The sequence below is a fragment of the Streptomyces aureoversilis genome, assembly GCF_042657885.1.
Classification (GTDB): domain Bacteria; phylum Actinomycetota; class Actinomycetes; order Streptomycetales; family Streptomycetaceae; genus Streptomyces; species Streptomyces aureoversilis.
The window spans coordinates 286,875-311,949 of sequence record NZ_JBHSKJ010000004.1 but is presented as its reverse complement, the minus strand read 5'-3'; the positions used below and the strand labels follow the sequence as shown (position 1 = coordinate 311,949).

Genomic DNA, 25,075 nt, shown 5'->3' with positions numbered 1-25,075 from the left:
GCCGCGGGACCCGCGCGGGGGAGGAGCCGGCAGCCGGACGGCGATCGCCCCGAGCGTGGACGCGCGGTGCGGAACCGGCCACTGCCACCACATTCCAGTCACTGCCCTGAAGTGGTGTTTTACAGTGGCTTCCGTCAGATCTGGCGACAGGACCTGTGAGGTATTCGCGAACATGTCGACTGAAACCTTTGAGTTTCAGGTAGAGGCCCGTCAGCTGCTGCAGCTGATGATCCACTCGGTCTACTCGAACAAAGATGTCTTCTTGCGGGAGCTCGTCTCCAACGCCTCCGACGCGCTGGACAAGCTGCGCCTCGAGAAGCTGTGGGACGACTCGCTCGACGCCGACGTGTCCGATCTGCACATCGACATCGACGTCGACACGGACGCCCGCACCCTCACGGTGCAGGACAACGGCATCGGCATGTCGTACGACGAGGTCGGGCGGCTCATCGGCACGATCGCCAACTCGGGCACCGCCAAGTTCCTCCAGGAGCTTCAGGAAGCCAAGGACGCGGCCGGGGCCGAGGGGCTCATCGGCCAGTTCGGCGTCGGGTTCTACGCCGGCTTCATGGTGGCGGACGAGGTCACCCTGGTGACCCGGCGCGCCGGCGAGAGCCAGGGCACCCGCTGGACGTCGCGCGGCGAGGGCACGTACACGCTGGAGACCGTCGACGACGCTCCGCAGGGCACCTCGGTCACGCTTCACCTCAAGCCGGCCGACCCGGAGAACCAGCTCCACGACTACACCTCCCCGTGGAAGATCAGGGAGATCATCAAGCGGTACTCGGACTTCATCACCTGGCCCATCCGGATGGTGGTGGCCGAGGGTTCAGCCACGGCCGGCAAGAGCGACGAGGCGTCCGCGGCCGAGGGATCCGAAGCCGAGGCGCCCGAGGCCGAGACGCTCAACTCGATGAAGGCACTGTGGGCCCGCCCGCGCGGCGAGGTGTCCGACGACGAGTACCACGAGCTGTACAAGCACATCGGCCACGACTGGCGCGACCCGCTGGAGACGATCCGGCTCCAGGCGGAGGGCACCTTCGAGTACCAGGCCCTGCTGTTCCTCCCCGCCCACGCACCCCACGACCTGTTCGCGCGGGACTCCAAGCGCGGCGTGCAGCTGTACGTCAAGCGCGTGTTCATCATGGACGACTGCGAGGCGCTGCTGCCGCCGTACCTCCGCTTCGTCAAGGGCGTCGTCGACGCGGCGGACCTCTCGCTCAACGTGTCCCGCGAGATCCTCCAGCAGGACCGTCACATCGAGATGATGCGGCGACGGCTGACGAAGAAGGTCCTGTCCACGGTCAAGGAAATGATGACCAAGGACCAGGACCGCTACGCCACGTTCTGGCGGGAGTTCGGCACGGTCCTGAAGGAGGGACTGGTCACCGACCCGGAGAACCGTGACGTCCTCCTCTCCGTCGCGTCGTTCGCGAGCACGCACCACGACACCGAGCCGACCACGCTCAAGCAGTACGTGGAGCGGATGAAGGACGGGCAGGACGACATCTACTACCTGGCCGGCGAGTCCCGGCAGAGCATCGAGAACTCCCCGCACATGGAGGCCTTCCGGGACCGGGGCATCGAGGTGCTGCTGCTCACCGACGCCGTCGACGAGGTGTGGGCCGACGCGGTCGGCGAGTACGAGGGCAAGAAGCTGCGGTCCGTCGCCAAGGGCCGGATCGACCTCGACGCCGAGGACGAGGACACCTCCGGCGGCGAGCGGGAGAAGCAGACCGAGGAGTACGCCGGGCTGCTCGGCTGGATGAAGGAGCAGCTGGACGGGGACATCAAGGAGGTGCGCCTGTCCTCCCGCCTCACCGTTTCCCCCGCCTGCGTCGTCTCCGATGCGCACGACCTGACCCCGGCCCTGGAGAACATGTACCGCGCGATGGGCCAGGAGGTGCCCAGTGCCAAGCGGATCCTGGAGCTCAACCCGGACCACCGCCTGGTGAAGGGCCTCAATCAGGCGTACAACGAGCGCGAGGACCGCTCGGCGCTCGCCGAGACCGCCGAGCTCCTGCACGGCCTGGCGGTGCTCGCCGAGGGCGGTCAGCCGAAGGAACCGGCCCGGTTCGTCAAGCTGATGGCGGACCGTCTGGAGCGGGCGCTGTAACCCGGCTCCGTCAGGCGCCGTCGGCGGCCTGCCCCAGAGGTGAGGGGCAGGCCGCCGGTGTCCAGGCCCCGACCTGCCGACGGGCCTCGAACCCCTTCGGCAGGGGCGGGCCGGCCCGGACCTCCCCGGGCCGGCATGCGCTCGTTGCCATGGGCAACCGGAACGCGCGAGCCGGGCGGATCAGTCGGGTGGATAGTCGTGACGGTGTCCCCAGCCGAGGACGTCCTGTTCGGGTGGGGTCTTGTAGACGTCGTCGTCCTTGGTCTCCTCCCGCGCTTTCCCGGCCCCTGCCGCTCTGTCCTGCTGCTTGCGCTTCTCTTCAGCGGCATGGGCCTCTTTGTGCTTTCTCCTCGTCAGCCAGGCCATGACGCGAACCTCGTCTCTCTCGTCCTTCACCCTCTGTTTTCAGGCTCACACGCATGCGCGGACCACGCATCCCGCCTTCCTGCACCACCGCTCGGCACCCACCGCTCAGCACCTAACGTGATCACTGGGTGGAGACCTTGTGGACGGTGGTGTCGTCGGGGGTCAGCAGGCGCCCGTCCGCAGACAGCACTTCCAGTGCGCGGAGGGGATGTCCCTGTCGGCGGTCGACCAGCTCCGAGTGCGGTTCGCCGGGGGCGAAGAAGTTCTGCTCGCCCCACTGCCGCAGTGCCACGATGACGGGGAAGAGCGCCTTGCCCTTCGGAGTCAGTACGTACTCGCGGTAGGCGCTGCCGTCCGAGGCGGGGACGGATTCGAGGACACCGCCGGCGACCAGCGTGCGCAGACGCGCGGTGAGGATGTTCTTCGCCACGCCGAGGCTGCGCTGGAACTCGCCGAAGCGCCGGCTTCCGTCGAAGGCGTCCCGCACGATCAGCAGGGACCACCAGTCGCCGATCGCGTCCACCGACCGGGCGACGGGACATTCGCTGTCGTCGAAACGCGTCCTGGTCACCATGGCGTCCCTCACTCTCGCATCGGTTGCAACATGCTACCAACAGGGCTACCGTCGCCGTCAGCATTGGTGGCAAGTTGAAACCAGATCTCCAGGGGAGTGAGTGCTGATGCCCGGCAACGGTGAGGCTGTGACCCGACCGACCGAGGCCCGAAGCGGGGAGGGTCCCGCGTTCGTCCTGTCCCGAGGCGTCGTCGTACTGTTCGCCGTGGCATGCGGGGCCGCGGTGGCCAACGTCTACTTTTCCCAGCCACTCCTCGTGACCATGGGGCACGACCTCGCCATGAGCCCGGCCCTTGTCGGCAGCGTGGTCGCCCTCACGCATGTCGGATACGGGCTGGGACTCTTCTTCCTCGTGCCGCTGGGCGACGTGGTCGACCGCAGACGGCTCGTCGTGGCCCAGTTGCTGCTCCTGGTGATGGCGCTGACCGTGATAGCCGCCGCCCACACGGCGGCGATCCTGCTCGTAGGCATGGCTGCGACAGGGCTACTCGCAGTCGTCACGCAGACGCTGGTGGCCTTCGCGGCATCCTTGGCCCCTCCCGCCGGGCGCGGACGGGTCGTCGGTCTGGTCACCAGCGGCGTGGTCATCGGGATCCTGCTCGCCCGCACGGCATCCGGCCTCATGGCCGATCTCGCGGGATGGCGCTCCGTATACCTCGCCTCGGCGGCGCTCACCGCTCTGCTCGCCCTGGTCCTGTACCGCGTGCTGCCGCAGCACAGTGACGCTCCGCCGACGAGCCTGCGCTACGGACAGCTCCTGCGCTCCACGATCAGCCTGTTCGCACGGGAACGACTGCTGCGGCTCCGGGCCCTGTTCGGTCTGCTGATCTTCGCCGCCTTCAGCACTCTGTGGAGCAGCGTCGCGCTGCCGCTCAGCGAGGCCCCGTACCTCCTGTCCCACAGCGCGATCGGGGCACTGGGGCTGATCGGTGTCGCCGGCGCCCTGGCCGCGACCGTGGCAGGCCGCCTGAACGACCGCGGGCTTTCCCGCCGGACCACCGGCATCGCCCTGGCACTGCTCGCCGCCTCGTGGCTGCCCTTGGCCTTCACCCGCAGCTCGCTCTGGGCGCTGGTCGTCGGGGTGGTCCTTCTCGACCTCGCCGTGCAGGCGGTCCATGTCACCAACCAGACCCTGATCTACGCGCTGCACCCGGACGCGGGCAGCCGGCTGATCGGCGGATACATGGTCTTCTACTCGATCGGCAGTGCCACCGGCGCCATCGCCGCGACCTCCCTCTGCACGGTGGCCGGCTGGGGCGCCGTATGCGCACTGGGTGCCGCGTTCAGCTGCCTCGGGCTCGTGTTGTGGGCGTTCACTGGGCACAGCACCCCGGCCCGGGCCGCCAAGGTGACCTCTCGCAGCGAAGCCTAGAACTTGAGCAGCACCGTTCTGGTAATGCCGTCGCTGCCCGGCTTCGGCTTCCCCCGGTGACGAACGGGCGCGAGAACCATGTATCCATGGCCGACCGCTTCCACACCCTCGTGACCGAGGTCCTCGGCCACGACCGGTACGCGGTCTGCCGCAAGGACGCGGTGTTATTGGTTCCGGTCAGGCCGTGCTACTGAGTCATGGGGCTATGGGGCGGTGCAGGCGGGAGTTCGGTGAGCGGTTGCCGGTCCGGGGCCGGCAGGCCGAGCTTCTCCCGGGCGGTGTGAACGGCGGCGATCTGGGCGGCTGCCTCGGCTCCCCAGTCGAAGAGCTGGGCGGTTTGCTCGGGCGTCGCCAGGAGCCGCGCGTACGTCTGGCCCGTGGCCTCATCAAGCGCGGGCGGTTCCCAGCTGGTGATCGCGGCCGCGTACCGGGCTCGGGCACAGCGCCGGTTGTCGGTGTTGTCGTCGAGGTAGCCGAGGTGGAGCGGCTCGCCGAGGCGCACCCGGGCCTTCTCCCAAGCCTCGCGTCGGAGAGTTCGCACTGGACTGCCGTGATCAGCCGATTCGACCGTGCCGCCGGGCAGGCAGGCGGATCCGGTGTCCTGGCCGATGAGGACGAGGACCCGGCCGTCCCCGGCGAACAGCCAGCCCCAGGCCTGCGTGACCGGCAGCCCGGCACGGCGGACGCCGGCGACTTCCCGTTCCGGCAGGCGGATCCGGGCGAAGTCGTCCTCGGTCAGCGCTCCGCCGTCGAAGACGTAGTTCATCTCGCCGGGGAAGTCTGCGGGGTAGCCGGGGGCGCTGGGCGGCACCCAGTCGACGACCAGGACGCGGGAGAAGCGGCGGGCGAGGCCGAGTTCCTCGCGGACCTCGCGCGCGATGGCCGCCGACGGCGCCGCCGGGCAGCAGCACACCCGTCGGTGCAGGGTCATGGGCGACATCCCTTCGTCCAGACGCGGTTCGCTGCCGGTGGTACTGGGGGTGGGGTCACCGGAGCCAGCCAAGGTCCGTGTACGGCCGGCCGTGCGTCATGCCCTCCAGCGCCGCGACCGTGTACTCCACCGTCGGGTCGGGCAGAGCGTGCAACGGCCACCATCGCCACTCCACGCACCGGTCCGGCTCCATCAGCTGCGGTTCGCCGTGCCATCGGTGCACGCGGAAGAACAGTTGCAACCGCGGTACGGCGTCGTCGGCGTCGAGCAGGTGCACGATGTGCACGAGCTCGAGGTCGGGCTCGGCGACGGTGATGCCGAGCTCCTCGCCGGCCTCCCGTACGGCACAGGCCCGCGCGCTCTCCCGCTCCACATGCCCTGCCGGAACATGCCAGACATTTGCAGCGAACAGGGCGTCGGGCGGCCGCAACCCCAACAGGACGCGTCCCTCGTCCTCGAACACCAGGTGCGCGCCGACAATGTTTGGCAGGAACGACACAGTTTTCCTCTCCTTTGGCACGCAAGCCGTTCACGGACCGTTCTTCGACGGCGCGGCCACAAGCGAAGGCGGCCCGGCGGCCATATCCGTCGCTCTGATGTCCGCCACGGCACATCGAATCCATGGACGAAGGAACCGTCAACTGCGCCTGTGTTCCCCGGCCGGTCGCTGAAAGGATGGTGTTCGCAAGTGACACGCGAAGTGGCATGACGTGCCGTCCGCGCTTGAAGACGCACCTGGACTTCGGTGGCGTGGCGGCATTTTCGAACCACCTGTGCGGGGTATTACGAGGTCGTGCGCGGACGCCCCCCAAGAGGTCGTGCGCAGCCCCCGAAGCGGCTACCGCGTCCGGGCGGCGGATGGGGCCCGTCTGGCGTCTGGGGCTTTCCCGGTCGCCGGTCGAACCGGGACCTCTGGTGACCATGGCGGGGCTTAGCGAATGCTTGGCGACGTCCTGGCGACACATTGCCGGCGGAGGGCGTAGCGGTCACCTCCGCCGGCCAGGTTCCGCAGACCACCTGCATGCACGTGCCCATCCGACCCCTCACTCCGGAGGCGCGGTGAAGTTGCTCCGAAAGCCGACCACGACCCAACCCCCCGTCTCGAAGTCCGAACAGCTGCTGTTCAGCGGCCACCTGCGCCACGACAAGGCGTGGGCCCAGTACGCAGACCCGCTGCTGCGCATGAGCTTCTGGTCCATGGCCAAGCAGTTCCCCGCCATGCTCGCCGTGATCGCCCGCATCGCCCGGCGCGAGGACCCCCGAGCCCTCGCCGTCCTCGTCGGAGCACAGCTCGCCTCCGGCGTCATGACCGCGTTCCTGCTCGTCTCCATCAACGGCGTCCTGGTCGCCCTGTTCTCCGACGGCCCGACGACGGACAAGCTCCGGGACGCCCTTCCGGCGCTGCTGTCCGGCGGCGCGGCGTCCAGCGCCTCCGTGCTCCTGGGGTGTCTGATCGTGAAGGTCGAGGCACGTCTGTATCCGAAGATCGAGCTGGCGTGCAGGACCGCCTACTTCGAGATGATGGCGCGCGTCGAGATGTCCGCGATGGAGGACAAGGACATCCAGCGCAAGCTGTCCATGGGCTACTACGGCACGGACAGCGTCCGCCGGATGCTCGACAGCTCGGTGTGGGTCGTCAGTGGTCTGATGAGTCTGACGGCCGCCGCCGTCGTCCTCGCCTCGCTGCACGTGTTCCTCGTCGGCGCGCTCGCGCTGATCGCGGCACCCCGCTGGTGGGGCGCGGTCGTCGTCATGCGGCGGGCGTACGCCTCCCGCCACGCGTGGATCGACCACACCCGGGCCGTGGACGTCCTGACCTACCCGATCACGCGGGCCGACGCGACGCCGGAGCTGCGTGTCCACGGCGCCGGGCGCGTCCTGGCCGACGCGTCCCAGGACATGGGTGCCACGGCTGCCAAGGAGAAGGAGCGGCTGGGCAGCGCCGAGGCCGTCACCGAGATCATCGCCGCGACCATGTCCGGCACCGCCCGCGTCCTCGCCTACGCGCTGCTGTGGTGGCTGCTCGTCGCCGGGGGGATGCCGCTGGCCGCCGCCGGGACGGCCGTCTTCGCCATCCGCAACGCCACCGGCTACCTCAACACGGTCGTCAACCAGATGAACCACATGTTCGAGGAGTCGCTGTACCTGACCGACATGAACAACGCGATCAAGCTCGGCCAGGAGCACGCCATCCCCACCGGCGGCAGCCCCGTGCCCGGCGACGGTGTGCGGGTCGTCCTCGAGGACGTGTCGTTCCGCTACCCGGGCGCGGAGAAGGACGCGCTGTGCGAGGTGTCGCTGACGATTCCGCCGGGCAAGGTCGTCGCGCTGGTGGGGGAGAACGGCTCCGGAAAGACCACGCTGGCCGCGCTCGTGGCCGGGTTGTACCTGCCGACGTCCGGCCGGGTCTCGTACAACGGCGTGGAGGTCCGCGACGCCGACCGCGAGAGCGTCTTCGGCAGGGTCGCACTGCTGTCCCAGAACGTACAGGCGTGGCCGATGACCGTGAAGGCCAACGTGCACATCGGCGACGGCAGCAGACCGCTGGTGCACCGGGAGGTGGAGGCGGCCGCCGAGCGGGCCGACGTCCGCACGGTCGTCGAGGAACTGCCCCACGGGTGGGACTCGATCGCGCTCAAGGGCTTCGAGCGCGGGGTGAAGCTCTCCGGCGGGCAGTGGCAGCGCGTCGGCGTCGCGCGGGCGCTGTACCGGGGCCGGGAGCTGAACATCGTGGACGAGCCCACGGCCGCCCTCGATCCCCGGGCGGAGATCGAGATGTTCGAGTCGCTGCACGAGCTGACCGGCGACGGCGTCACCTCCGTCCTGCTCATCACCCACCGCCTCGCCGCCACCGCCACCGCGGACGTGATCTATGTTCTGCACGAGGGGCGGGTGATCGAGTCGGGTACCCACGGCCGGCTGATGGCCATCAAGGACGGCCACTACCGGGGCCTGTACGAACTCCAGGCCTCCCAGTACGCCACCACGACCACCGGGACGACGAAGGTCCCGCACCAGCGAGAGGGATGCGCATGAGGATCCGGAACTCGGCCAGTGGCCTCGTCGTCCGCGACGGGCACGTACTGCTCCTGCGCGGCGACTGGCCGCAACCGGACACCTTCTGGCTGCCGGGCGGCGGCCAGGAACCGGGGGAGACCCTGTCGGCGTGCGCCGAGCGTGAGGTCTGGGAGGAGACCGGCGTCCGCGTCCGGGCCGCGGAACTCCTCCTCGTCCGCGAGAACATCCCCACCAACCACCCCGACGGGCCCTTCCCCGGCAGCCGCAGCCACCGCGTGGAGATGCTCTTCTGGTGCGAGCTCGTCGACGAGCCCGAGGTCCTCGGCGGCACCGAGCCGGACACGGTGCAGACCGGCGTCGAGTGGATGCCGGTGGACAAGCTCACCGGACTGCGGTTCCTGCCCCTGTGGTTCGGCGAGCGGCTGCCCGCCCTCATCGACCTGGGGCAGAAGCGGGCGAGGGGCGGCGTCTACGCGGGAGATGTCGTCTGAACGCCGACGAGGTGATGAGGGCCTTGCCACGGCCCCGCCCGCGGAACGAGTGAGGCGAGGCCGGCGCAGGTGGCTCCTGCCACGGGCGGTAGTTGACCAACCGCGCCCGGATCCCCTGACGTGCCGCACATGAGACCGCCCTGACGGAGCATCGGCCCGGGCATCCTGCGAGCGGCCCGGTTCATGCTGTATTTCGGCTCGTCGATAGCCTGCGTCTTCATGATGCGCGCTTGGATCTTGCCGTTGCTGCTTGTGCTCTGCGGGTCGGTCGTTGCGACTGGGCTGATCTTCACGGGAAGACCCGGCGCAGCCACGGCGCTCCTGCTGCTGTTCGTGCTGCTCGCAGGCGTGCACTCCCCTCTGGTTTTCCCGAAGTCGATCGGTGCGCTGGAGGCACAACGCCGCAGCGCGGTCGACGGTCGGCCGGTCGTCTTCTGGCGGTCGGGCTGCAAGTACTGCCTGCGCCTGCGCATCCGGTTGGGCCGTAGCGCGCGCCAGTTGCATTGGGTCGACATCTGGCGTGACCCGGTCGGCGCGGCAGCGGTGAGGGCGGCCAACGATGGCAATGAGACCGTGCCGACCGTCGTCGCGGCGGGCCGGCCGCACGTCAACCCCGATCCTGACTGGGTGCGCGAGCAGCTCTCCCCCTCCGCGTGACGGTCGCGAAGGTCGTCGGTCGGTTTGCCAGGAAGAACACCTGCCGGTCACCCGCTGCCGGGTCACCGGAGAGCCCCCTTGCCGTTGCGAAGGGGCCTCCGCGCTTGGCCACTTGACGTATCTCCCTTCACAGGAAGATCCTCCGTTTGTCTCCAGCTCTTTATTCAAATAGCAATAAAACAGGAGAATTGCCCATGACTTCACCTGGCATACGCCCGTCCACGACGATGTCCCGGCGAGGCGTCGGACGGCTCTTAGGAGCCGCTGCGGCCGCCTCGCTGCTCGGTGGTACGGGGCGGGCCGCCGCGTCCGAATCGGGCGCGGCGGACCTGGTGTTCCACAACGGCGATGTGATCACGATGGACCCGAGGCGGCCGAGAGCGACGGCCGTGGCCGTCCGGGCGGGCAGGATCGCCTACGTGGGCTCCGACTCCGGCGCCCGGGCGTTCGCCGGCAGGGGCACCGAGACGGTGGACCTGCGGGGCCGGACGCTGACCCCCGGCATCAACGACACCCACCTGCACGCAGCGGTGTACCGGCTGAACCTCCCGCCGTACGCGCTCGATCTCGGCCCGGCCGCAGCGAAGTCCGTCGCGGACATCGTCGCCGCCGTGGCAGCCGAGGCCGGACGCACCCCGGCGGGGGAGTGGATCCGGGGCGCCGGATGGAACCCCGGCCGGCTGGCCGAGAACCGGGAGCCGAACCGCGACGACCTCGACCGCGTGTCGCCTGACCACCCGGTGTTCCTCCAGGACAGCGGCTACCACGTCAGCGCGGTCAACTCCCGCGCCCTCGAAATCGCCGGGATCACCGACGTCGGGCCGAACGGGACCAGGAAGCCCGGCGTCGACTACGACGCCAACGGGCGCCCCACCGGCGTACTGCGCTACGGAGGGCAGGCCCTGGTCCAGCTGCTGCTCCCGCCCCGCACCCGGGAGCAGCGCAAGCAGGCGATCCAGGACGCGCTCACCCGCCTGCGGGCGGAGGGCATCACCAGCTTCACCGACCCCGGCCTCGGACCCGGCGGCGACGGACTCGGCGGAGGAACCCAGGGCATCGAGACCCTGAACGCCTACGTGGACCTGGCCCGGGCCGGCACCCTCGACGCGCGGGTGAGCGCGCTGTTCCTGCCCTGCTCCCAGTCCGGCGGATCCGCCGCCGCGGTCGACAAGGCGTTGCGCGAGTTCACGCCGCCGACCGGCGTCGACCCCCGCCGGTTCGCGGTGCGCGGCGTCAAGCTGTTCTCCGACAGCGGTGGTGACCTGCTGGTCGCCGGGAACACGAACGAGGAGCGGGCGGCCGAACTCGCCGAGATGGTCCGGATCGCCCATGCCGCCGGTTACCAGGTAGGGGTGCACTGCTACCGGTGGGTCCCCACCGTCGTGGACGCGTTCACCGCCGCCCTGCGCCGCCACCCGCGAGCCGACGCCCGGCACATCGCGATGCACGGCGCGTTCGTCCCCGAGAGCCTCCTGCCCACCATGGCCAGGTACCGCATCGGCCTCGGGCCGCAGGCGCAGAGCTGGGCCAACGCGATCCACCGAGCGGCACAGGGACCGGCCGGCGACTCCTTCCTGCCGTGGCGCTCGGCGGTGGACGCCGGTGTGCCGCTCCTCGGCAGTTCGGACGCCCCGGTGAACGCGCCGAACTGGCGCGCGGGCATCCAGGCCCTGATGACCCGGCGCGGTGCCTGCGGCGACGTGCACGGTCCGGAGCAGCGTCTGACCCTGGAGCAGGCACTGGCCGCCTACACCACCGCCGGCGCCTGGCAGGACTTCGCCGAGAGCTGGAAGGGCTCGGTGAGCGTGGGCAAGGTGGCCGACCTGTGCGTGCTCGGCGGCAACCTGCGCACCACGTCCCCGGACGAGATCACCGGCGTGCCCGTGGACATGACCGTCTTCGACGGCCGGATCGTCCACGGAGCCTGATAGCTGGTTGCGCCATGCCCGCCGGCGGTATCACGGCCACTGATGCCCCCGGCGGGCACTGCCGCGCCGGGCCATGCTCGACGACGACGTCCACCCGCGCTGTACCCACGGCTTCCAGCGCCCGGCGCGGCCCACGTGTTGTGTCATCCGATTGATCCCGGTTCGTCCTGGATTCACGGTAAGTCACATAAGCGGATGTATCCCGTGAATGCGATTTTCTTCCGATGTATCTTCTCTTTTCCGTTGCCCGGAGTAGCCTCTGGAGTGACGTCCGGAGTGACGTCGTCGTCACGTCCCGTTGCCATCGGCGTGGGGCGGGAGAGGGGGATGGCATGGGGGAGTGCATCGGGTCGAGTGCTGCGGGGGAGCCTGTCGAGAATCCTCCGGGGGACTTCGCGTCGAGGGCGTTCGTCTGGGGAGTCCTGCGGGCCGGTGACTGCGAACAGAGCAACGGGCGCATCGAGTTCCGGACGGACGACTCGGGGACGTGGAGCTGTACGACCCGGACGTTCTCGACGAGCACCGGTGACATCTGGCACGCCCGGTTCACGGTCCGCAACGCCGGAGGGCTGACCCTGTTCGAGACGCCCACGTTCGACAGCCCGGAGATGGACGACGGGAACCCGCCGCCGCTGTACCACTGGTCACGGGAGTTCATCTACGACTCGTCCATCTTCAACGAGATTGCCGGAGTCGTGCAGCACTACAGCTGCTGAGCCCACAGGGGCAAGCCCGCCGAGGCCGCCCTGCTCCAGGCGTGGCTCATGGAGAACGCCGACCCGCCGGGCACGTGCTTCCCTTCATCCCACGTGGCGGGCGCCGTGGCGAGCACGCCCAAGGAGGCGCCTTGACCGCCCGGTCGGCGGCCGCGGCCGCCACGGAAATCAGTTCGCTTCACCGTGCTGCAGGGGCGAAGCTCGCTCCCATGACAACAGATCTCATCGTGCGTCCGGCCCGGTCGGCCGATGCCCGGACCTTGGCCGAACTGCGTTGGACGTTCAAGCAGGAGGACTACGAAGGGCAACCGCCGGCTCCGCTTCGGCACCTGGAAGAGGCCGAGCACTGGATCGGTGACCGGCTCAGCGACGGTCGCTGGTTGGCCTGGGTCGCGGAGGCCAAAGATGAGATCTGCGGTCACGTCTTCCTCTGCCTGGTGGAGCGGATGCCGGACCCCTACAAGGACAACAACCCGGTCGGCTATGTCACGAACTTCTTCGTCATGCCGTCACAACGGAATAAAGGAGTCGGCTCGGCGCTCCTGCAGGCGCTGAAGCAGCACTCACGCAGCGCCTGCCTCGAAGGCTTGATCGTCTGGCCGTCGGAGCGCAGCACTCCGCTCTATCAGCGCTTCGGTTTCCAGCCTCCGGAGGAACTCCTGGAACTTCCCCTCGCCACCTGATGAGATCCACTTCCAAGAGGGGGAGGCGCGGGCCGCCGCGCCGTCGGGACCGGCCCGCCGTCCATCTGGAACGTTCCGGGTGCCCAGCCCTGTGCGCCATGACTACCTTGCGGATCGTTCGGCTCGCTTGATCATCTCAAGGAGGAGTCATGGCAGGGAAGTTTGGCCGGGCAAGACTGGCGGCCGCACTCGGCGCGGCGAGCGCGATGCTGATCGTGTTCCCTTCGGCGGCGCAGGCGGCCGCGCCCGCAGCCGCCGATCCCCACGCCGACACGTTGGCGGCTCTGAAGACGTTCCAGTCGGCCGCGGGCCCGGGCGCCGGTGTCTACGCGGGGGACGCCACGAACTCCTGGAGCCTCTCCGTCGGTACCGGCACCATCAACACCAACGCCCCGATACAGCCGAACGAGCACTACCGGATCGGCAGCCAGACCAAGACCTTCACCGCGGCCACGGTCCTGCAGCTCGTCGACGAGGGCAAGGTCTCGCTGGACGCGCCGATCGAGAAGTACCTGCCCGGCGTCGTCGACGGCAACGGCTACGACGGCAACGCCATCACGGTGCGGCAGCTGCTCCACCACACCAGCGGCGTCGCGGCCTACGAGCCGCTCTTCGGGCTGCCGCCCAGCAATCCGGACGGCTCGTTCTCCCTCGAGGCGCTGGTCCGGGAAGGGCTGAAGCGCGCCCCCGCCTCCGCGCCCGGCGCCGCGTTCCTGTACTCCAACACCAACTACCTGATCCTCGGCATGCTCGTCGAGAAGATCACGGGGACGGCGGTGCACGAGGCCGTCACGAACCGGATCATCACGCCGCTCGGCCTGTCCCGGACCGTTTTCCCGGCCCCAGGCGATCACTCTCTGCCCACCCCCGCCGTACGCGGGTACCACGGTGTGCGGATCGGCGGGTTCTACTTCTGGTCGCGGGTCCTCGACTACGACCCGTCCGCCTTCAGCAGCGCCGGAGCGATGATCTCGACGGAGGAGGACCTCACGAAGTTCTACCAGGCGCTGATCGGCGGCAAGGTCGTCTCTCCGGCCGCCCTGGCCGAGATGGAGAAGACCACGGGCGCCGAGATGGAGGGAGGCGGGTACGGGCTCGGGCTGATCAGGCGCGACCTGCCCTGCGGCGGCTCGGCCTGGGGCCACAACGGCATGGTGCCCGGCTATTACACCCAGACGATGGTCACCGCGGACGGCCGCCACGTGTCCGTGGTGACCAACGCCCATCTTGCGTCCAACGTCCCCGGTGCGCAGATGGACAAGGTCGTGACGACGGCCCTGTGCGAGAACCGCTAGGCAACAGAAACTGCCTAGCGGGCAGGACAGGGCAGGACAGGGCAGGGCAGGACAGGGCAAGGCAGGGAAGGGAAGGGAAGGGAAGGGAAGGGAAGGGAAGGGTGCCTACGCAGGGCTGCCGGTTGCTGCTGCGTAGGCCGGCTGATCCAGCTGACCCAGCTGATCCGACACCGTGGCCGTGGGGGTCACAGCTCGCTGATCGAGTGAAGCTGGGTGAACCAGCCCAAAACGATGTCATCCCCTATTCGATCACGCGTCCGGATGCGAGGCCCATGCTTCCGGCACCCTCGGACGGTCCGTGACCGAGCACGGGCTACCGCCCGGTTCGGCGGGACTTGCGGCACGCGGATTGCCGCGTACCTCATACCGCGTACTCCGTACTCCCTTCCCCGTACGCCGTGCCGCGGAGTCGCTCTGTCGGCGATCGACCAGGTGTGGTCTCATGGCGTCGGCGACCGCTGCCGCATCGTCCCCTGCCGGAGGACGATCCGTTGTTGTGGAGGCGCGCGTGCTGATCGACGGAACCGGTTCTGTCCGCCCGGAGTCCGGCCTGCTGGCCGAGGCGCGGAAGCTGCTGCCCGATGTCGTGGCGTTGCGGCGCCGGATCCACCGTATGCCGGAAGTGGGCGCGTACCTGCCCCGTACCCAGCAGGCGATCCTGGAGGCCGTCGACGGCCTGGGCCTGACGGTGACCCTCGGCAGGAAGCTGAGCTCGGTGGTGGCCGTGCTCGACAGCGGACGGCCCGGACGGACGCTGCTGCTGCGCGCGGACATGGATGCCCTGCTGCAGCAGGAGAACACCGGCCTCGCCTTCGCCTCCCAAGTACCCGGCGTCATGCACGCGTGCGGGCACGACGCGCATACCGCCATGCTCGTAGGTGCCGCGCGGTTGCTCAGCGCTCGCAGGGACCGGCTGGCGGGGCGGGTGGTCTTCATGTTCCAGCCCGCCGAGGAGACCGGCGGCGGAGCCCTGCCCATGATCGAGGAGGGGCTGCTCACCCTGGCCGACGGCACGGCGGTCGACGCGGCGTTCGCCCTGCACATCAACGCCCGCAACGAGACGTGCACCGTCCACGTCCGGCCCGGCACGCAGTATGCCGCCGCCGACCTGGTGCGGATCACCGTCAGGGGCCGGAGCGGGCACGCGGCCGGCCCGCACCGGGTACTCGATCCGGTCCCGGTCGCCTGCGAGATCGTCCAGGCCCTCCAGACCATGATCACCCGGACGGTCGCCATCTCCGAGCCCGCGGTCCTGACGATCACCACGATCCGGGCGGGAAGCGCGGTCAACATCATCCCGGAGACCGCGGAGCTCTCCGGCACCTACCGCACGCTCTCCGAGGCGAGCCGCCGCACGGTGCGCGAGGGCATCGCGCGCGTGGCTGAAGGGGTGGCCGCTGCCCATGGCATGACCGTCGATGTGGAACTCCCCGAGGGTTACCCCACGGTTCAGAACGACCCCGCTTTCACCGCTCTGGTGCGTCGTGCTGCGGCCACCGCCCTCGGCCCCTCCCGCGTGCACGAGCTGCCCCACTCCACGATGGGCGGCGAGGACTTCTCGTACGTCCTGCAGCGTGTCCCCGGCGCAATGGTGTTTCTGGGCGCCTGCCCGCCCGGCGGCGTGCCGGGGAAGGTTCCGGACAACCACTCCGACCGCGTGCTCTACGACGAGGAGGCGCTGGCCGCCGGAGTCGCCCTGCACTGCGCGGTCGCCGAGGACTTCCTGCGCGGCGGCGGAAGCGAGGCCAGCAAGGGGATCGAGGGCAGTAAGAGAGTCGAGGGGATCGAGGGGAGTAAGGGGATCGAGGGAAAAGGCGAGCACGGCGCGGCCATTGGTGTGGCAAGCACGGACGACGGGGACTGAGGCAGCCCCCGTCCGGGCGAAACCCTGAACCAGGGCACGCGTTGTGACAGGCATGACCACATCGAGCAACAGGCACGGCGCGCGACGCGTCGGTGTCACCGCGTCCGCTCTGGCCGCTGCCCTGTCCGCTGTCCTGTTCACCGCCGTGCCCCTTGCACATGCGGCTCCGTCCGCGCCGCTGCCACCCGGACCGACGGCCGCGCACCGGGGCGTGTCCGGGGCCGCGCGACACGTGTACTACCCGAACGTGGACCGGATCGTATGCGAGGTGAACAAGGAACGGACGAAGCGGCGGCTGGCCACCTTGCTCATCTCGAACCCCGTCTCCGACGCGGCGCGCCGTCACGCCCACGACATGGCCCGGATGGGTCGGCTCACCCAGGTCGGGAGTGACGGACGGGACCTGCGTGCCCGGCTGAGCGACGCGAACGTGTACTCGTCCCACATCCTCGAGTACCTGTTCCAGGGCTACGACCACGACGGCTACTTCGCGGACATGGCCACGGACCCGGACCCGAACAACGAGTTCTACAAGTCGCTGATGAGCCCGGACACGGCGGCGATCGGCATGGGCTACGAGAACCGGTACTGGGACGTGGTCCTCGTAGGCAAGCACCGGAGGCTGGTCACCCGCCCGCCGTCGTGCGGGAGCGCCTGACCACGTGTCCGGATGGCAGGCGCGGCCGACGAGGGCGGCGGCCCCGCTTCCCGGCTGCGGGCCGACGCACCGCCGTCGGAACGGCAGCCGAGAGTAGAGGGGCTTCCCGGAGGATCTCCTGGGGCCTTCCTAGGGATTTCCTGGGAAGGCGACGCGGCCCACTGGCTGAATCATGAATTCCGCCGGTGGGCCGCAAGGCCCGTGCCGGCCCGCCCCTGCCAGGCTGCCTTCAGAGTCCACTCCTCAGGTCGTGTGCCACAGCTGGTTGTTGCCCTGGTTGCAGTCCCACGTGAGGACGGAGGCCCCGTTCCACCAGTTGCCGTTGGCGATGGTCAGGCACCTGTTGTAGGCGGGGTTGCGCAGGCGGGCTCCGTCCCAGACCCACTGCTGGGGAGCGCCACCATGGCAGTCCCACATGTTCAGGGCGGCGCCGTTGTCGGCATTTCCCGCGACCACGTCGAGGCACTTGCCGTTGAGGTCGCTGCGGATCGTCAGCCCGTCCCAGTACCACCGCTCGTTCGAGCCGCCGTGGCAGTCCCACATGCCCACCAGCGCCCCGATGCCGGGATTGCCCGCTCTGATCTCCAGGCATCTGTTGTTCATGTTCGAAGCGATCATGAAGCCGACCTTGACCTTCGCGTTGGCCTTCGTCTCGGCCTTCGTCTCGGCCTGCGCTGTGGTCGGTGTCGCGGTCGATGCCGCGGCCGATGTCGCGAAGAGGCTGACCAGCCCCAGTCCTGCCGCTGCCGACATCGTTCCCAGCCGTTGTGACGTGATCACAGGTGCCTCCAGGTGGATGCGCGCGTGTTCGTCGCCGCAGACGCTATGAGTGGAGAGGCGCCGCCGGGAGACGAGAACGCGCCGCCTCCCGCAGCACTGACCTATGGTGCCTGTGATGTGAAGGAATCTCCGATGCGCCGGCACATCGCCCGGGAGTATCGTCCGCGAGCATGACGCTTCCCCGCATCCGACCTCCCTTCGCCGCGGACGAACGGACCCAGCTGCTCGGCTGGCTCGACACGCAGCGCGCGATCGTTCCATGGAAGTGCGAGGGGCTGTCCGAGGCCGACGCCCACCGGTCCGTACTGCCTGCCTCGCCCCTGATGACGATGGCGGGGATCGTTTCGCACCTGCGCTGGGTCGAGCACCTGTGGTTCGAGGTGCTCTTCCTCGGCCGCCCCGCCGAAGGACCAAGGTTCGAGGGGTCCGACGACGCCGACATGATGGTGGAAGGCATCCCGCTCGCCCAGCTCCTGAGCGAGTACGAGCAGCAGTGCGCGGTGTCGAACGAGATCGTGGCGGCCCATTCACTCGATGAGACCGGCCGGCACCCGGACTATCGCTCAGCCGGCGCGAGCCTGCGGTGGATGCTGATCCATATGGTCGAGGAGACCGCTCGTCACGCCGGCCACATGGACGCCATCCGGGAGCTGCTCGACGGCCGTAAGGGCTACTACTGACAGTGCGGCGCTGCAGCCGCTGTTCGGGCCGGCCTCTGCTTGAGGCCAGGGACGACAGGCTGCCGTCGGGCCATGCCCCGCGGCCACTGGGGTGGTGACGCGCATCATGGCGAGCGCCCTCGTGGGGTCCGGTGAGGGCCTGGTGAAAGCCCAGGGTTACGACTCTGGGCGGGCTTCGTGCGCACCCGGCCTGCTCAGGGCGCCCGTCGGGTGCCCAGGGGGCAGGCTGCCACGGTCTCGTACCGGGGGCGTTCTCCGACGGCTCCGGCCCCGGCTTCGGGCAGGTGGCTGCACACCAGTTCCAGGCGCTCGACGCGCCACCGGCGGCCCCGGAACCCGGCCAGTTCCTCCGCGTACGGCCTGAGGTTCACGTGCCCGGTCACGCGGGCGAGGGTGAGGTGGGGGCGGAAGGGCCGGGCGTCGTCCATGCGTACCCCGGCCTGCCGGGCCGCAGCGTTGGTGGAGCGGGCCAGGCCGGTCAGGGTCTCCAGTGATCCGGTCGCCCCGACCCACAGGATCCGGTCGCCGAACCGGCCGCCGCCCGCGAACCTCAGCTCGTGCGCCGGATGCCGGTGGGCGGCTTGGGCGAGGCACTCGCCCAGTTCAGGGAGCAGGGCCTCGTCGACCTCACCGAGGAAGGCGAGGGTGAAGTGCCACATGGCGGGGTGGGTCCAGCGCAGCCGGCCGTGCCGCTCGGGGAGGGCGGCACGCAGCTGTGCCACCTCGGCCGCCAGCTCGTCGACGGCGGCCTGAGGAGGGATCACCGCGGCGAACAAACGCATGAGGCCAGTGTGACGCTGCCCGGAAGTATTTCCTCGTCCCCGCGCCGGTGCCGGCCCGTCAGGCAACGGTCACCGAGACCCCGCTACGGCAGGGCACGCGCCAGACAGAGCCAGAGCCCGCAGCAACCCGCGCCCTGGTCCGAGAGCGCGGGCAGGGTGTCGGCGCCACTGGAGCACCCGCCGGCGACCGATGGATCGCGTGCGAGACCTCGGTCGCCCAGGTCGGCTGGGCAGAGTGTGCTCCTTGTCCGTGGCGAACCGGAGCATCAGGTCGAAGGACGCTTCACCCGCGGCCAGATGGTGATGCAGATCGCCTCGCCCTGGACGATGTCGGCGAACGTGGATGGCAGTGCCGAGACGGGGCGGCGGCGCAGTCGGGCAGCATCTCGGGGAGTTCTCGGGACCCTACAGGCTGTTGCTCATGGCCGGCTTCCGGTGGGCCGGTAGACGACGAGTGGGCAGACCCCGCAGGCGCGCGGTCCTTCCTGGGCGAACCAGCGGCATGCGGCGCGGATTCCGCAACGCGGCAGGGTCTCGCTGTCGCTGTCGCTGTCGCTGTCGCTGTCGCTGTCGCCCGGCTCCGGTACGGCTTCGGGCCGGGCGTCGGCCAAGCGGCCGACCAGGGAACAGTGCCGCCCGCTCCAGTGCTCGCAGGCGCCCTGCGCGCAGGTGTCCGCGAACCGGAATCGGGACTCCGGGTCGCCGTGTCCCGCGCACGCCTCGATGAACTCCTCGTCGACGCGCATCGTGGGACGCAGATAGCCGAGGCGCCCGTCCTCTCCGAGGACGGCGATGAGCACCGCTCCCTCGTGGCAGGTGGAGCTGGGGCACAGTGTGCCGTGTTCCGCGGTTCCCCGGGTCGGTGCCGGTGCCGGTGCCGGATCGGTGCCGGGGCCCGCGGGTGCCATCTAGGCCTCGACCAGCCGCACGCGGATGCCCTGGGTGTGGCCTCCTCCGATGCGGCCGATCGTCAGGTCGTCGGCCAGCAGATCGAGGGTCCGGGCCTGGACGTCGACGGTGGCCAGTTCGGTGAGGACGGCCTTGCGGATGGCGGCATCGATCCGTTGCACCACCTCGTCGGGCAGACTGATGCCCTCGAAATCGACCCGGAACTGCTGCCCCTTGTTCGCCATGAGGACGCACCCTTCTCCCCTCATCTCCGGACCTGGAACCGGAGACGAGGGCGGACAGACGACTCGGACACGCGGGGCCGCTCGGGCAGCCGCGGTCCTCTCAGCCAAACACCGGGGTGTGTCCCGCGCGACCGCACACCTTCAGCCGGGTGACGGACCGGTGGTGCCCGGCGGCGGGCGGCGGGGCGTTACCTGCGGTGGTCCCAGGAAGAAAGACAGATTCGTTCACGCGTTCGATATCTGGCAGGATGCAGGGATGGCGATGGAACGTGAGGTACCTCCGGGGTTCGGCGCTCGTGATCATGAGCTGTGGGGGCCCGGGGTTCCCAGTGATCTACTGAGGGCGAAGACGCTGGTGTATGACCGGGGTGGGTTCACGTGCTCACGGCCGGTTCCCGAGGCGGAGAGTGCCGAGTACGGGGCCTGTGGGTTCATTCTGGACGGCCTCTCGGTGAGGTTCCGTGTGGCCAAGACGACCCCGACGAAGGTCGGTCAGTTCGTCACGGTCTGGAAGAGGTCTGCCGGCGGACCCATCCAGCCCTTTGACGCTGAAGATCCCGTTGATCTTTTCGTCATCAGTACCCGTGAGGGCGATCGGTTCGGGCAGTTCGTTTTCCCGCGGGACGTGCTCCACGAGCGAGGCATCTTGTCGACGAACGGTTCCGGCGGGAAGCGGGCCTTCCGTGTCTATGCGCCGTGGGTGACAACCACCAACCGCCAGGCGCGCAGCACGCAGGTCTGGCAGACGGAACACTTCCTCCAGCTGCCTGACTCCGAAGGCAAGCCCGTCGACATTTCCCGCGCCCGCGCGCTCTATCACCCCTGACTTCTCTGAGCAGCGGTCGGGCTGCCACGCGGCGGCGCGGCCCGCTGGATCCGTACTCGGTGAGAGCCTGAGCGGCGGCACCGCACCCACTGTCACCGCGGGCCCCGCCCCCGTCGCCTTTGGGCTGCCGGCCCAAGTCCCGGAGGCCGGCGGGCCGGCGGAGGGCGGTCTGGGGCTGGCCGCACACTTTCCAGTTGCGGTCGAAAGCTTTCATGCGGCCGCGGCCGCGATTGAGGGCGTCGTGCACCTTTTCCACCCGGAGCCGGATGAAGGGGAGGCGCCGGTCGCTGACTGGGAGAGAAAGGCCCTCCGGCGCTGTGACTGTTCCAAAGCGTGTTGCCCGACTCGGTGAGCGGGCATTGCTGGGCGCCGCAGCGCGGAAGGGGTGGGGCGTCGCCCCTCAAGCGCTGGCCGCCCCCTTGATCCGAAGGGCGGGCCGGCATGGAGCCGGCATTCCGGCACGACTTCAGTAGCGTGCGCGTGCACGGGGAGCCCCGTAAGCGGTATCGCCTCGCCTTGCGCGGCAGCAGCCGTGGGATCCGGTCCGCCGTGATGCCTTCACGAGCCGGACTGCGCTCCTGCGTCGGCTGATCTGATGCTTCTCCTGCTTCGTCATCCAGGCAACGCACCCCTTCGGTCGCCCCTCTTTTGGACCGGTTTGGTGTCGCATTGTCCGCCCCATTTGCAGGCTCGGAGTGGGGTTGGTGATCGGGTGTGGCAGGGTGTGCCGACGACTCGCGTCGGCCGGGCTCGCAGAGCGCCGGCCGCGTGCGTGTTTTCGGGCGCCGGAACCTTGCGGCGGTGCCTGGGGGGCGGACTACCGCGTGCCGGACGGGCTATGCCTGCCGTCCGGTTCATACCCAAACCCTTCAGGAGTACCACCTGTGAACGGAAAGCGCCGCCGGCTGCTGCTGGCTGCCGCCGACCCCATGCTGGAGCCCGGCGAGCAGGTTGAGGTGGCGACCATCGTGAACCTGAGTTCCGTCTCCGTGCGCCGGACCGCGGTCTTCGCGGCCGCATCGGCGATCATGAGCGGTGGCGCCATGTCGGTGATCCCGGCGCGGATCCCCATGTACCTGGCCATGACCGACCGGCGCATCTTTATTTTCCGGGCGAATCCGACATTCGCTCGTCCGGAAGAGCATCTGATGACGATTCCGCGCGCCGGGCTCGTCCGTTCGGAGATCAAGGAGCGCCTGCTCAACTCGTCTTTCGTCGTCTCCTCGCCAGCAGAAGACCAGGGCTTGAAGATCATCTTCCCGCTGCTCGGCCGCAAGGAGCGCAACGCTATAGCGGCGGTCTTGCCTCTGGCCGGCTGAGCGCTCGGATGACGGTTCCGGCTGGGTGTCGAACGGGTTGCCCCGCCGGTGGCATGGGCTGCGCCCATTGCTCACACAGAGTGACGGCGCGGTGGGGGACCGTGGTCACGCGTTGAGGTCATCGCCTGACTCGACCACGGGCTCATCAGGCACGATGTGCATCGCCGCCTCTTCCGCGGAGGCGGCTCCGCCGTCGATTCCCACGTCCCGGGCGTAGACGTCGTTGCGCCGAGGGGGCATGGCGTCGATGGTGGCGGCCAGGCGCCCGGCGCGCTCGCCACCGACCTCCTCGTCGATGGGCTCGCCCTCCCCACCGGGCAGATCGCCAATGCCGTCCCCGCTCGACACCGTGATGTCGGGGACCTCCTCGGCGAGCCTCTGGTCGAGGCTTTCACGCTCGCGTTGCTCGCGGGCGGTCGTGCCGTGGTGCCCCACGCCGAGCGGCATCTCCGGGGGCGAGTAGCCCGCGTCGAGCACCTGGTCGTAGAGGTCGCCGTCGAGGGCGTTCTCCAGGTCCAGGTCACCAGGGTTGTCCCGGCGGTCGGACCGGGCAGGCTGGTAGACCTCGTCACCCATCAGGTCATCGGACATAGTGAGGCAGCCTCCTCCCGCACGGCTCCGCGGCGACGGCCTACCTCCACTCTCCCCTGTGCGGCCGCCTCGCGCTCTCCGGAGGGCGAGAAAAGCCGGATGCCGCTGTCGGCATCCGGCTGCCCGCCGGCGCCTATCCGGGGCTGTCGTGTCAGGTTCCAGGGGGTGCGGCCACCCCCTCGGATGGTCGTTGACGGCCGTCCAGAAGCCGGCGCAGACAGGGACGCCGCCGTTAACCCGGAAGCTCCAGCCGCCTGAGTTCTCCAGGTTGGGCCGTATGTGCTGTGCCGTCGTCGAGCCCGGCCGCGCGCCGGCCTCACCGTAGGCGTTCGCCCAGGCATCGTCGGCGGTCGCACGGCCGGTCAGGGGGTGCCCGCCGATCGGGTCAGTGGCCGCAACGGTGCCTGCGCGTCCACCCGGACGTGAATCCCCGGGCGATGTCGGCGGAGCCAGGCTGCCGTCGATCTCCAGGCCCAGCAGGCCCAGCAGGGGCAACAGGGCAATGAGGGCGGAGCCCGGACAGAGCGGTGATGCGATCACGGACGAGCGCATGAGTGGCTTGCCCGGTGACGACGCTGGTGATCATCCACCCGGGACTCCTACGCCTCTGGGGGCTACGCCTCTGACGGCCGGGCCGTTGGGAATGCCTTCCGCATGCGGGCGAGGAGGGTGTTGGCCGCCGGGGCGGCAGGTCCGTCCGTGGGCCAAGCGAGGGCGATCCGGCCGCGGAGGGCGGGGTCGGTGATGGGGAGGGTGCGGAGGCCCAGCTTGGCTTCCGCCTCGGGCGGGACCTCGGGGAGGACGGCCACGCCGAGGCCGCGGGCGGCGAGGCGTGCCAGCAGGTGTGGCGCGGCGGCCTCGAAGGTGATGCGGGGCCGAAAGCCCGCCTGCGTACAGGCATGCTCCAGTACTCCGCGCAAGCCGGTGCCGCGCGGGAGGCTGATCAGGGACCGGTCGGCGAGCGCGGCCAGCGGGAGGGCGGTGCGGCCGGCGGGGGTGAGCAGCGGGTCGTCAGGAGCCATGGCGGCGACCAGGGGAGTGTCGACGACGACCTGGAGGCTGACGCCCTGCGGGGGATCGCTGTGGGCGAGGCCGATCACGGCGAGGTCGAGTTCGCCGCGGTGCAGGGCGGTGAGCATCCGCTCCGATGTGTCCTCGGTGAGGGAGATCTCGACCTGCGGGTGGTCGTCGTGGAAGTCGGCCAGTACCGCGGCCACGTCGAACTCTTCGGTGGCCCTGCTCGACACCAGTCCGATGGCGACCTGGCCGCGGACCAGCCCGGCGAAATCGTCCACTGTCTGCCGCAGCCCCGCAACGGCTGCGAGTGCCGCCCGCGCGAAGGGAAGGACCGCTTCGCCGACGGCGGTTGTGGTCACCGTCCGGCCGGAGCGGTCCAGCAGCGGCTGCCCGAGCTCCCGCTCCAGCTGTCGGATCTGAGCACTCACCCCCGGTTGCGCGAGGTGGAGGCGGGCGGCGGCGCGGGTGAAGTTGGCCTCCTCGACGACGGCGAGGAAGTACTGCAGCTGACGGAGCTCCATAAGCAGAGATTCTAGTGATGAGAAGTACCCTCTCTTGGACTTCTGATGGCCGGTTCGGCAGGCTGACGATCATGGAAAGTACGGCGACGGAGATTCGTGCGGCGATTGCGGCCGAGCGGCGTGAACTGGCGGATCTTCTGGATGGACTGACCGATGAACACTGGGACTCACCGACGCTGTGCGGCGGATGGCGTGTGCGGGAGGTCGCCGGCCACATGAGCATGGGGTTCCGGTACTCGTTGGGCAGGACGGCGCTGGAACTCGCCCGCGCCGGCGGCAACCTGCACAGGATGACCGACCGGATCGCGCGCCGCGACGCCGCCGCCCTTTCCCCACGCGAACTCGCCGCGGCACTGCGGGAAAACGCCCATCACCCCTGGAAGCCCCCAGTGGGTGGTCGGGCGGCGGCCCTCGGTCACGACGTGATCCACGGCTTGGACATCACCATCGCACTCGGCCTTGGGCGACAGGTCCCCGAGGAGCGCCTGCGGATCGTGTTGGGGACCGTCAACCCCCGGACGCTTCGCTTCTTCGGGGCAGACCTCGAAGGCGTCGAACTGCGGGCCACCGACCTGGACTGGTCGTACGGTACGGGCACTCGGACGGTGAGCCGCCCCGCCCAGGAGCTCCTGCTGCTTGCGTACGGGCGCAAGCTCCCGGCAGGGCCGTCGACGGCAGACCGGGCAGGTGACCGGCTCCGGCCGGAGTGACCGGGCCGTCGCATGGAGCCATCGCAAGGAGCCGTCGCAAGAGGGCG

At 69.6% G+C, this 25,075-nt stretch carries 25 protein-coding genes; 15 read left to right on the top strand and 10 right to left on the bottom strand.

Translation table 11 applies throughout. The features are described from left to right. The first annotated feature begins 172 nt into the window (after positions 1 to 172). The gene (htpG, locus tag ACFPP6_RS09220) at positions 173 to 2,116 is read left to right on the top strand and encodes a molecular chaperone HtpG (protein WP_382038956.1); all 1,944 of its coding nucleotides are present in this window, start codon (positions 173 to 175) and stop codon (positions 2,114 to 2,116) included. A gap of 180 nt (positions 2,117 to 2,296) precedes the next feature. On the opposite strand, the gene ACFPP6_RS09215 is transcribed toward htpG, so the two are convergent. Further along, positions 2,297 to 2,482 carry a hypothetical protein gene (locus ACFPP6_RS09215; protein ID WP_382038954.1) on the bottom strand — a complete coding sequence of 62 codons (186 nt, stop codon included), beginning with the start codon at positions 2,480 to 2,482 and terminating at the stop codon, positions 2,297 to 2,299. A gap of 121 nt (positions 2,483 to 2,603) precedes the next feature. Continuing rightward, positions 2,604 to 3,056 (bottom strand): winged helix-turn-helix transcriptional regulator, encoded by a 453-nt coding sequence (locus ACFPP6_RS09210; protein WP_382038953.1) that lies wholly within the window; start codon positions 3,054 to 3,056, stop codon positions 2,604 to 2,606. Between the two features lie 106 nt (positions 3,057 to 3,162). On the opposite strand from ACFPP6_RS09210, the gene ACFPP6_RS09205 reads away from it, so the two are divergent. Then, positions 3,163 to 4,428 carry an MFS transporter gene (locus ACFPP6_RS09205; RefSeq protein ID WP_382038951.1) on the top strand — a complete coding sequence of 422 codons (1,266 nt, stop codon included), beginning with the start codon at positions 3,163 to 3,165 and terminating at the stop codon, positions 4,426 to 4,428. 187 nt (positions 4,429 to 4,615) lie between these two features. Here ACFPP6_RS09205 and ACFPP6_RS09200 read toward each other — a convergent pair whose 3' ends face one another. Together ACFPP6_RS09200 and ACFPP6_RS09195 are read right to left on the bottom strand one after the other, a co-directional pair. Next, positions 4,616 to 5,359 (bottom strand): NUDIX hydrolase, encoded by a 744-nt coding sequence (locus ACFPP6_RS09200; RefSeq protein WP_382038949.1) that lies wholly within the window; start codon positions 5,357 to 5,359, stop codon positions 4,616 to 4,618. A 55-nt stretch (positions 5,360 to 5,414) separates the two neighbouring features. Continuing rightward, positions 5,415 to 5,858: an NUDIX hydrolase gene (locus ACFPP6_RS09195; RefSeq protein WP_382038947.1), complete on the bottom strand. Its 444-nt coding sequence runs from the start codon at positions 5,856 to 5,858 to the stop codon at positions 5,415 to 5,417. A 560-nt stretch (positions 5,859 to 6,418) separates the two neighbouring features. On the opposite strand from ACFPP6_RS09195, the gene ACFPP6_RS09190 reads away from it, so the two are divergent. The 9 genes from ACFPP6_RS09190 to ACFPP6_RS09150 all read left to right on the top strand — a co-directional run bounded on the left by ACFPP6_RS09190 (position 6,419) and on the right by ACFPP6_RS09150 (position 16,669). Next, positions 6,419 to 8,395 carry an ABC transporter ATP-binding protein gene (locus tag ACFPP6_RS09190; RefSeq protein ID WP_382038945.1) on the top strand — a complete coding sequence of 659 codons (1,977 nt, stop codon included), beginning with the start codon at positions 6,419 to 6,421 and terminating at the stop codon, positions 8,393 to 8,395. Next, positions 8,392 to 8,868, top strand: coding sequence for an NUDIX domain-containing protein (locus ACFPP6_RS09185; protein ID WP_382038944.1), 477 nt, complete (start codon positions 8,392 to 8,394; stop codon positions 8,866 to 8,868). The genes ACFPP6_RS09190 and ACFPP6_RS09185 overlap by 4 nt, the downstream gene beginning before the upstream one ends. Before the next feature lie 219 nt (positions 8,869 to 9,087). Continuing rightward, entirely contained in the window at positions 9,088 to 9,525 is a 438-nt protein-coding gene (locus ACFPP6_RS09180; protein ID WP_382039240.1) for a glutaredoxin domain-containing protein, read from the top strand. 194 nt (positions 9,526 to 9,719) lie between these two features. Continuing rightward, entirely contained in the window at positions 9,720 to 11,453 is a 1,734-nt protein-coding gene (locus ACFPP6_RS09175; RefSeq protein ID WP_382038942.1) for an amidohydrolase, read from the top strand. A 332-nt stretch (positions 11,454 to 11,785) separates the two neighbouring features. Then, positions 11,786 to 12,169: a DUF6294 family protein gene (locus ACFPP6_RS09170; RefSeq protein WP_382038940.1), complete on the top strand. Its 384-nt coding sequence runs from the start codon at positions 11,786 to 11,788 to the stop codon at positions 12,167 to 12,169. A gap of 131 nt (positions 12,170 to 12,300) precedes the next feature. Next, a complete protein-coding gene (locus tag ACFPP6_RS09165; protein WP_382038939.1) occupies positions 12,301 to 12,852 on the top strand; it encodes a GNAT family N-acetyltransferase in 552 nt (183 codons plus the stop codon). Positions 12,853 to 13,001: 149 nt separating this feature from the next. Next, the gene (locus tag ACFPP6_RS09160) at positions 13,002 to 14,147 is read left to right on the top strand and encodes a serine hydrolase domain-containing protein (RefSeq protein ID WP_382038937.1); all 1,146 of its coding nucleotides are present in this window, start codon (positions 13,002 to 13,004) and stop codon (positions 14,145 to 14,147) included. 508 nt (positions 14,148 to 14,655) lie between these two features. Further along, entirely contained in the window at positions 14,656 to 16,011 is a 1,356-nt protein-coding gene (locus tag ACFPP6_RS09155) for a M20 metallopeptidase family protein (protein ID WP_382038935.1), read from the top strand. 247 nt (positions 16,012 to 16,258) lie between these two features. Continuing rightward, positions 16,259 to 16,669: a CAP domain-containing protein gene (locus ACFPP6_RS09150; protein WP_382038933.1), complete on the top strand. Its 411-nt coding sequence runs from the start codon at positions 16,259 to 16,261 to the stop codon at positions 16,667 to 16,669. A 243-nt stretch (positions 16,670 to 16,912) separates the two neighbouring features. On the opposite strand, the gene ACFPP6_RS09145 is transcribed toward ACFPP6_RS09150, so the two are convergent. Continuing rightward, the gene (locus ACFPP6_RS09145; protein WP_382038931.1) at positions 16,913 to 17,449 is read right to left on the bottom strand and encodes an RICIN domain-containing protein; all 537 of its coding nucleotides are present in this window, start codon (positions 17,447 to 17,449) and stop codon (positions 16,913 to 16,915) included. A 170-nt stretch (positions 17,450 to 17,619) separates the two neighbouring features. On the opposite strand from ACFPP6_RS09145, the gene ACFPP6_RS09140 reads away from it, so the two are divergent. Then, the gene (locus ACFPP6_RS09140) at positions 17,620 to 18,129 is read left to right on the top strand and encodes a DinB family protein (RefSeq protein ID WP_382038930.1); all 510 of its coding nucleotides are present in this window, start codon (positions 17,620 to 17,622) and stop codon (positions 18,127 to 18,129) included. 194 nt (positions 18,130 to 18,323) lie between these two features. On the opposite strand, the gene thpR is transcribed toward ACFPP6_RS09140, so the two are convergent. From thpR to ACFPP6_RS09125, 3 genes are all read right to left on the bottom strand, one after another. Further along, entirely contained in the window at positions 18,324 to 18,911 is a 588-nt protein-coding gene (thpR, locus tag ACFPP6_RS09135; RefSeq protein WP_382038928.1) for an RNA 2',3'-cyclic phosphodiesterase, read from the bottom strand. A gap of 419 nt (positions 18,912 to 19,330) precedes the next feature. Further along, positions 19,331 to 19,711, bottom strand: a complete 381-nt coding sequence (locus ACFPP6_RS09130; protein ID WP_382038926.1) for a hypothetical protein — start codon at positions 19,709 to 19,711, stop codon at positions 19,331 to 19,333. A gap of 108 nt (positions 19,712 to 19,819) precedes the next feature. After that, positions 19,820 to 20,044: a hypothetical protein gene (locus tag ACFPP6_RS09125; RefSeq protein WP_382038924.1), complete on the bottom strand. Its 225-nt coding sequence runs from the start codon at positions 20,042 to 20,044 to the stop codon at positions 19,820 to 19,822. A gap of 262 nt (positions 20,045 to 20,306) precedes the next feature. On the opposite strand from ACFPP6_RS09125, the gene ACFPP6_RS09120 reads away from it, so the two are divergent. Together ACFPP6_RS09120 and ACFPP6_RS09115 are read left to right on the top strand one after the other, a co-directional pair. Continuing rightward, entirely contained in the window at positions 20,307 to 20,870 is a 564-nt protein-coding gene (locus tag ACFPP6_RS09120; protein ID WP_382039238.1) for a MepB family protein, read from the top strand. Positions 20,871 to 21,754: 884 nt separating this feature from the next. Continuing rightward, on the top strand, positions 21,755 to 22,189 hold the full coding sequence (locus tag ACFPP6_RS09115) for a hypothetical protein (protein WP_382038922.1): 435 nt from the start codon (positions 21,755 to 21,757) through the stop codon (positions 22,187 to 22,189). Positions 22,190 to 22,294: 105 nt separating this feature from the next. On the opposite strand, the gene ACFPP6_RS09110 is transcribed toward ACFPP6_RS09115, so the two are convergent. Beyond that, positions 22,295 to 22,780, bottom strand: coding sequence for a DUF5709 domain-containing protein (locus tag ACFPP6_RS09110; protein WP_382038921.1), 486 nt, complete (start codon positions 22,778 to 22,780; stop codon positions 22,295 to 22,297). A 614-nt stretch (positions 22,781 to 23,394) separates the two neighbouring features. Beyond that, on the bottom strand, positions 23,395 to 24,318 hold the full coding sequence (locus tag ACFPP6_RS09105; RefSeq protein ID WP_382038917.1) for a LysR family transcriptional regulator: 924 nt from the start codon (positions 24,316 to 24,318) through the stop codon (positions 23,395 to 23,397). Positions 24,319 to 24,389: 71 nt separating this feature from the next. Here ACFPP6_RS09105 and ACFPP6_RS09100 point away from each other — a divergent pair, with 71 nt between their 5' ends. Continuing rightward, on the top strand, positions 24,390 to 25,028 hold the full coding sequence (locus ACFPP6_RS09100) for a maleylpyruvate isomerase family mycothiol-dependent enzyme (protein ID WP_382038916.1): 639 nt from the start codon (positions 24,390 to 24,392) through the stop codon (positions 25,026 to 25,028). The last annotated feature ends 47 nt before the right edge of the window (positions 25,029 to 25,075 follow it).

What these genes read in the sequence shown, in the direction of transcription:
- ACFPP6_RS09110 (WP_382038921.1), bottom strand. Translation starts at nt 22,780, where the DNA reads ATGTCCGATGACCTGATGGGTGACGAGGTCTACCAGCCTGCCCGGTCC.
- ACFPP6_RS09105 (WP_382038917.1), bottom strand. Translation starts at nt 24,318, where the DNA reads ATGGAGCTCCGTCAGCTGCAGTACTTCCTCGCCGTCGTCGAGGAGGCC.
- ACFPP6_RS09170 (WP_382038940.1), top strand. Translation starts at nt 11,786, where the DNA reads ATGGGGGAGTGCATCGGGTCGAGTGCTGCGGGGGAGCCTGTCGAGAAT.
- ACFPP6_RS09175 (WP_382038942.1), top strand. Translation starts at nt 9,720, where the DNA reads ATGACTTCACCTGGCATACGCCCGTCCACGACGATGTCCCGGCGAGGC.
- ACFPP6_RS09205 (WP_382038951.1), top strand. Translation starts at nt 3,163, where the DNA reads ATGCCCGGCAACGGTGAGGCTGTGACCCGACCGACCGAGGCCCGAAGC.
- ACFPP6_RS09125 (WP_382038924.1), bottom strand. Translation starts at nt 20,044, where the DNA reads ATGGCGAACAAGGGGCAGCAGTTCCGGGTCGATTTCGAGGGCATCAGT.
- ACFPP6_RS09215 (WP_382038954.1), bottom strand. Translation starts at nt 2,482, where the DNA reads ATGGCCTGGCTGACGAGGAGAAAGCACAAAGAGGCCCATGCCGCTGAA.
- ACFPP6_RS09180 (WP_382039240.1), top strand. Translation starts at nt 9,088, where the DNA reads ATGATGCGCGCTTGGATCTTGCCGTTGCTGCTTGTGCTCTGCGGGTCG.
- ACFPP6_RS09185 (WP_382038944.1), top strand. Translation starts at nt 8,392, where the DNA reads ATGAGGATCCGGAACTCGGCCAGTGGCCTCGTCGTCCGCGACGGGCAC.
- ACFPP6_RS09120 (WP_382039238.1), top strand. Translation starts at nt 20,307, where the DNA reads ATGGAACGTGAGGTACCTCCGGGGTTCGGCGCTCGTGATCATGAGCTG.
- htpG (WP_382038956.1), top strand. Translation starts at nt 173, where the DNA reads ATGTCGACTGAAACCTTTGAGTTTCAGGTAGAGGCCCGTCAGCTGCTG.
- ACFPP6_RS09100 (WP_382038916.1), top strand. Translation starts at nt 24,390, where the DNA reads ATGGAAAGTACGGCGACGGAGATTCGTGCGGCGATTGCGGCCGAGCGG.
- ACFPP6_RS09200 (WP_382038949.1), bottom strand. Translation starts at nt 5,359, where the DNA reads ATGACCCTGCACCGACGGGTGTGCTGCTGCCCGGCGGCGCCGTCGGCG.
- ACFPP6_RS09160 (WP_382038937.1), top strand. Translation starts at nt 13,002, where the DNA reads ATGGCAGGGAAGTTTGGCCGGGCAAGACTGGCGGCCGCACTCGGCGCG.
- ACFPP6_RS09140 (WP_382038930.1), top strand. Translation starts at nt 17,620, where the DNA reads ATGACGCTTCCCCGCATCCGACCTCCCTTCGCCGCGGACGAACGGACC.
- thpR (WP_382038928.1), bottom strand. Translation starts at nt 18,911, where the DNA reads ATGCGTTTGTTCGCCGCGGTGATCCCTCCTCAGGCCGCCGTCGACGAG.
- ACFPP6_RS09210 (WP_382038953.1), bottom strand. Translation starts at nt 3,056, where the DNA reads ATGGTGACCAGGACGCGTTTCGACGACAGCGAATGTCCCGTCGCCCGG.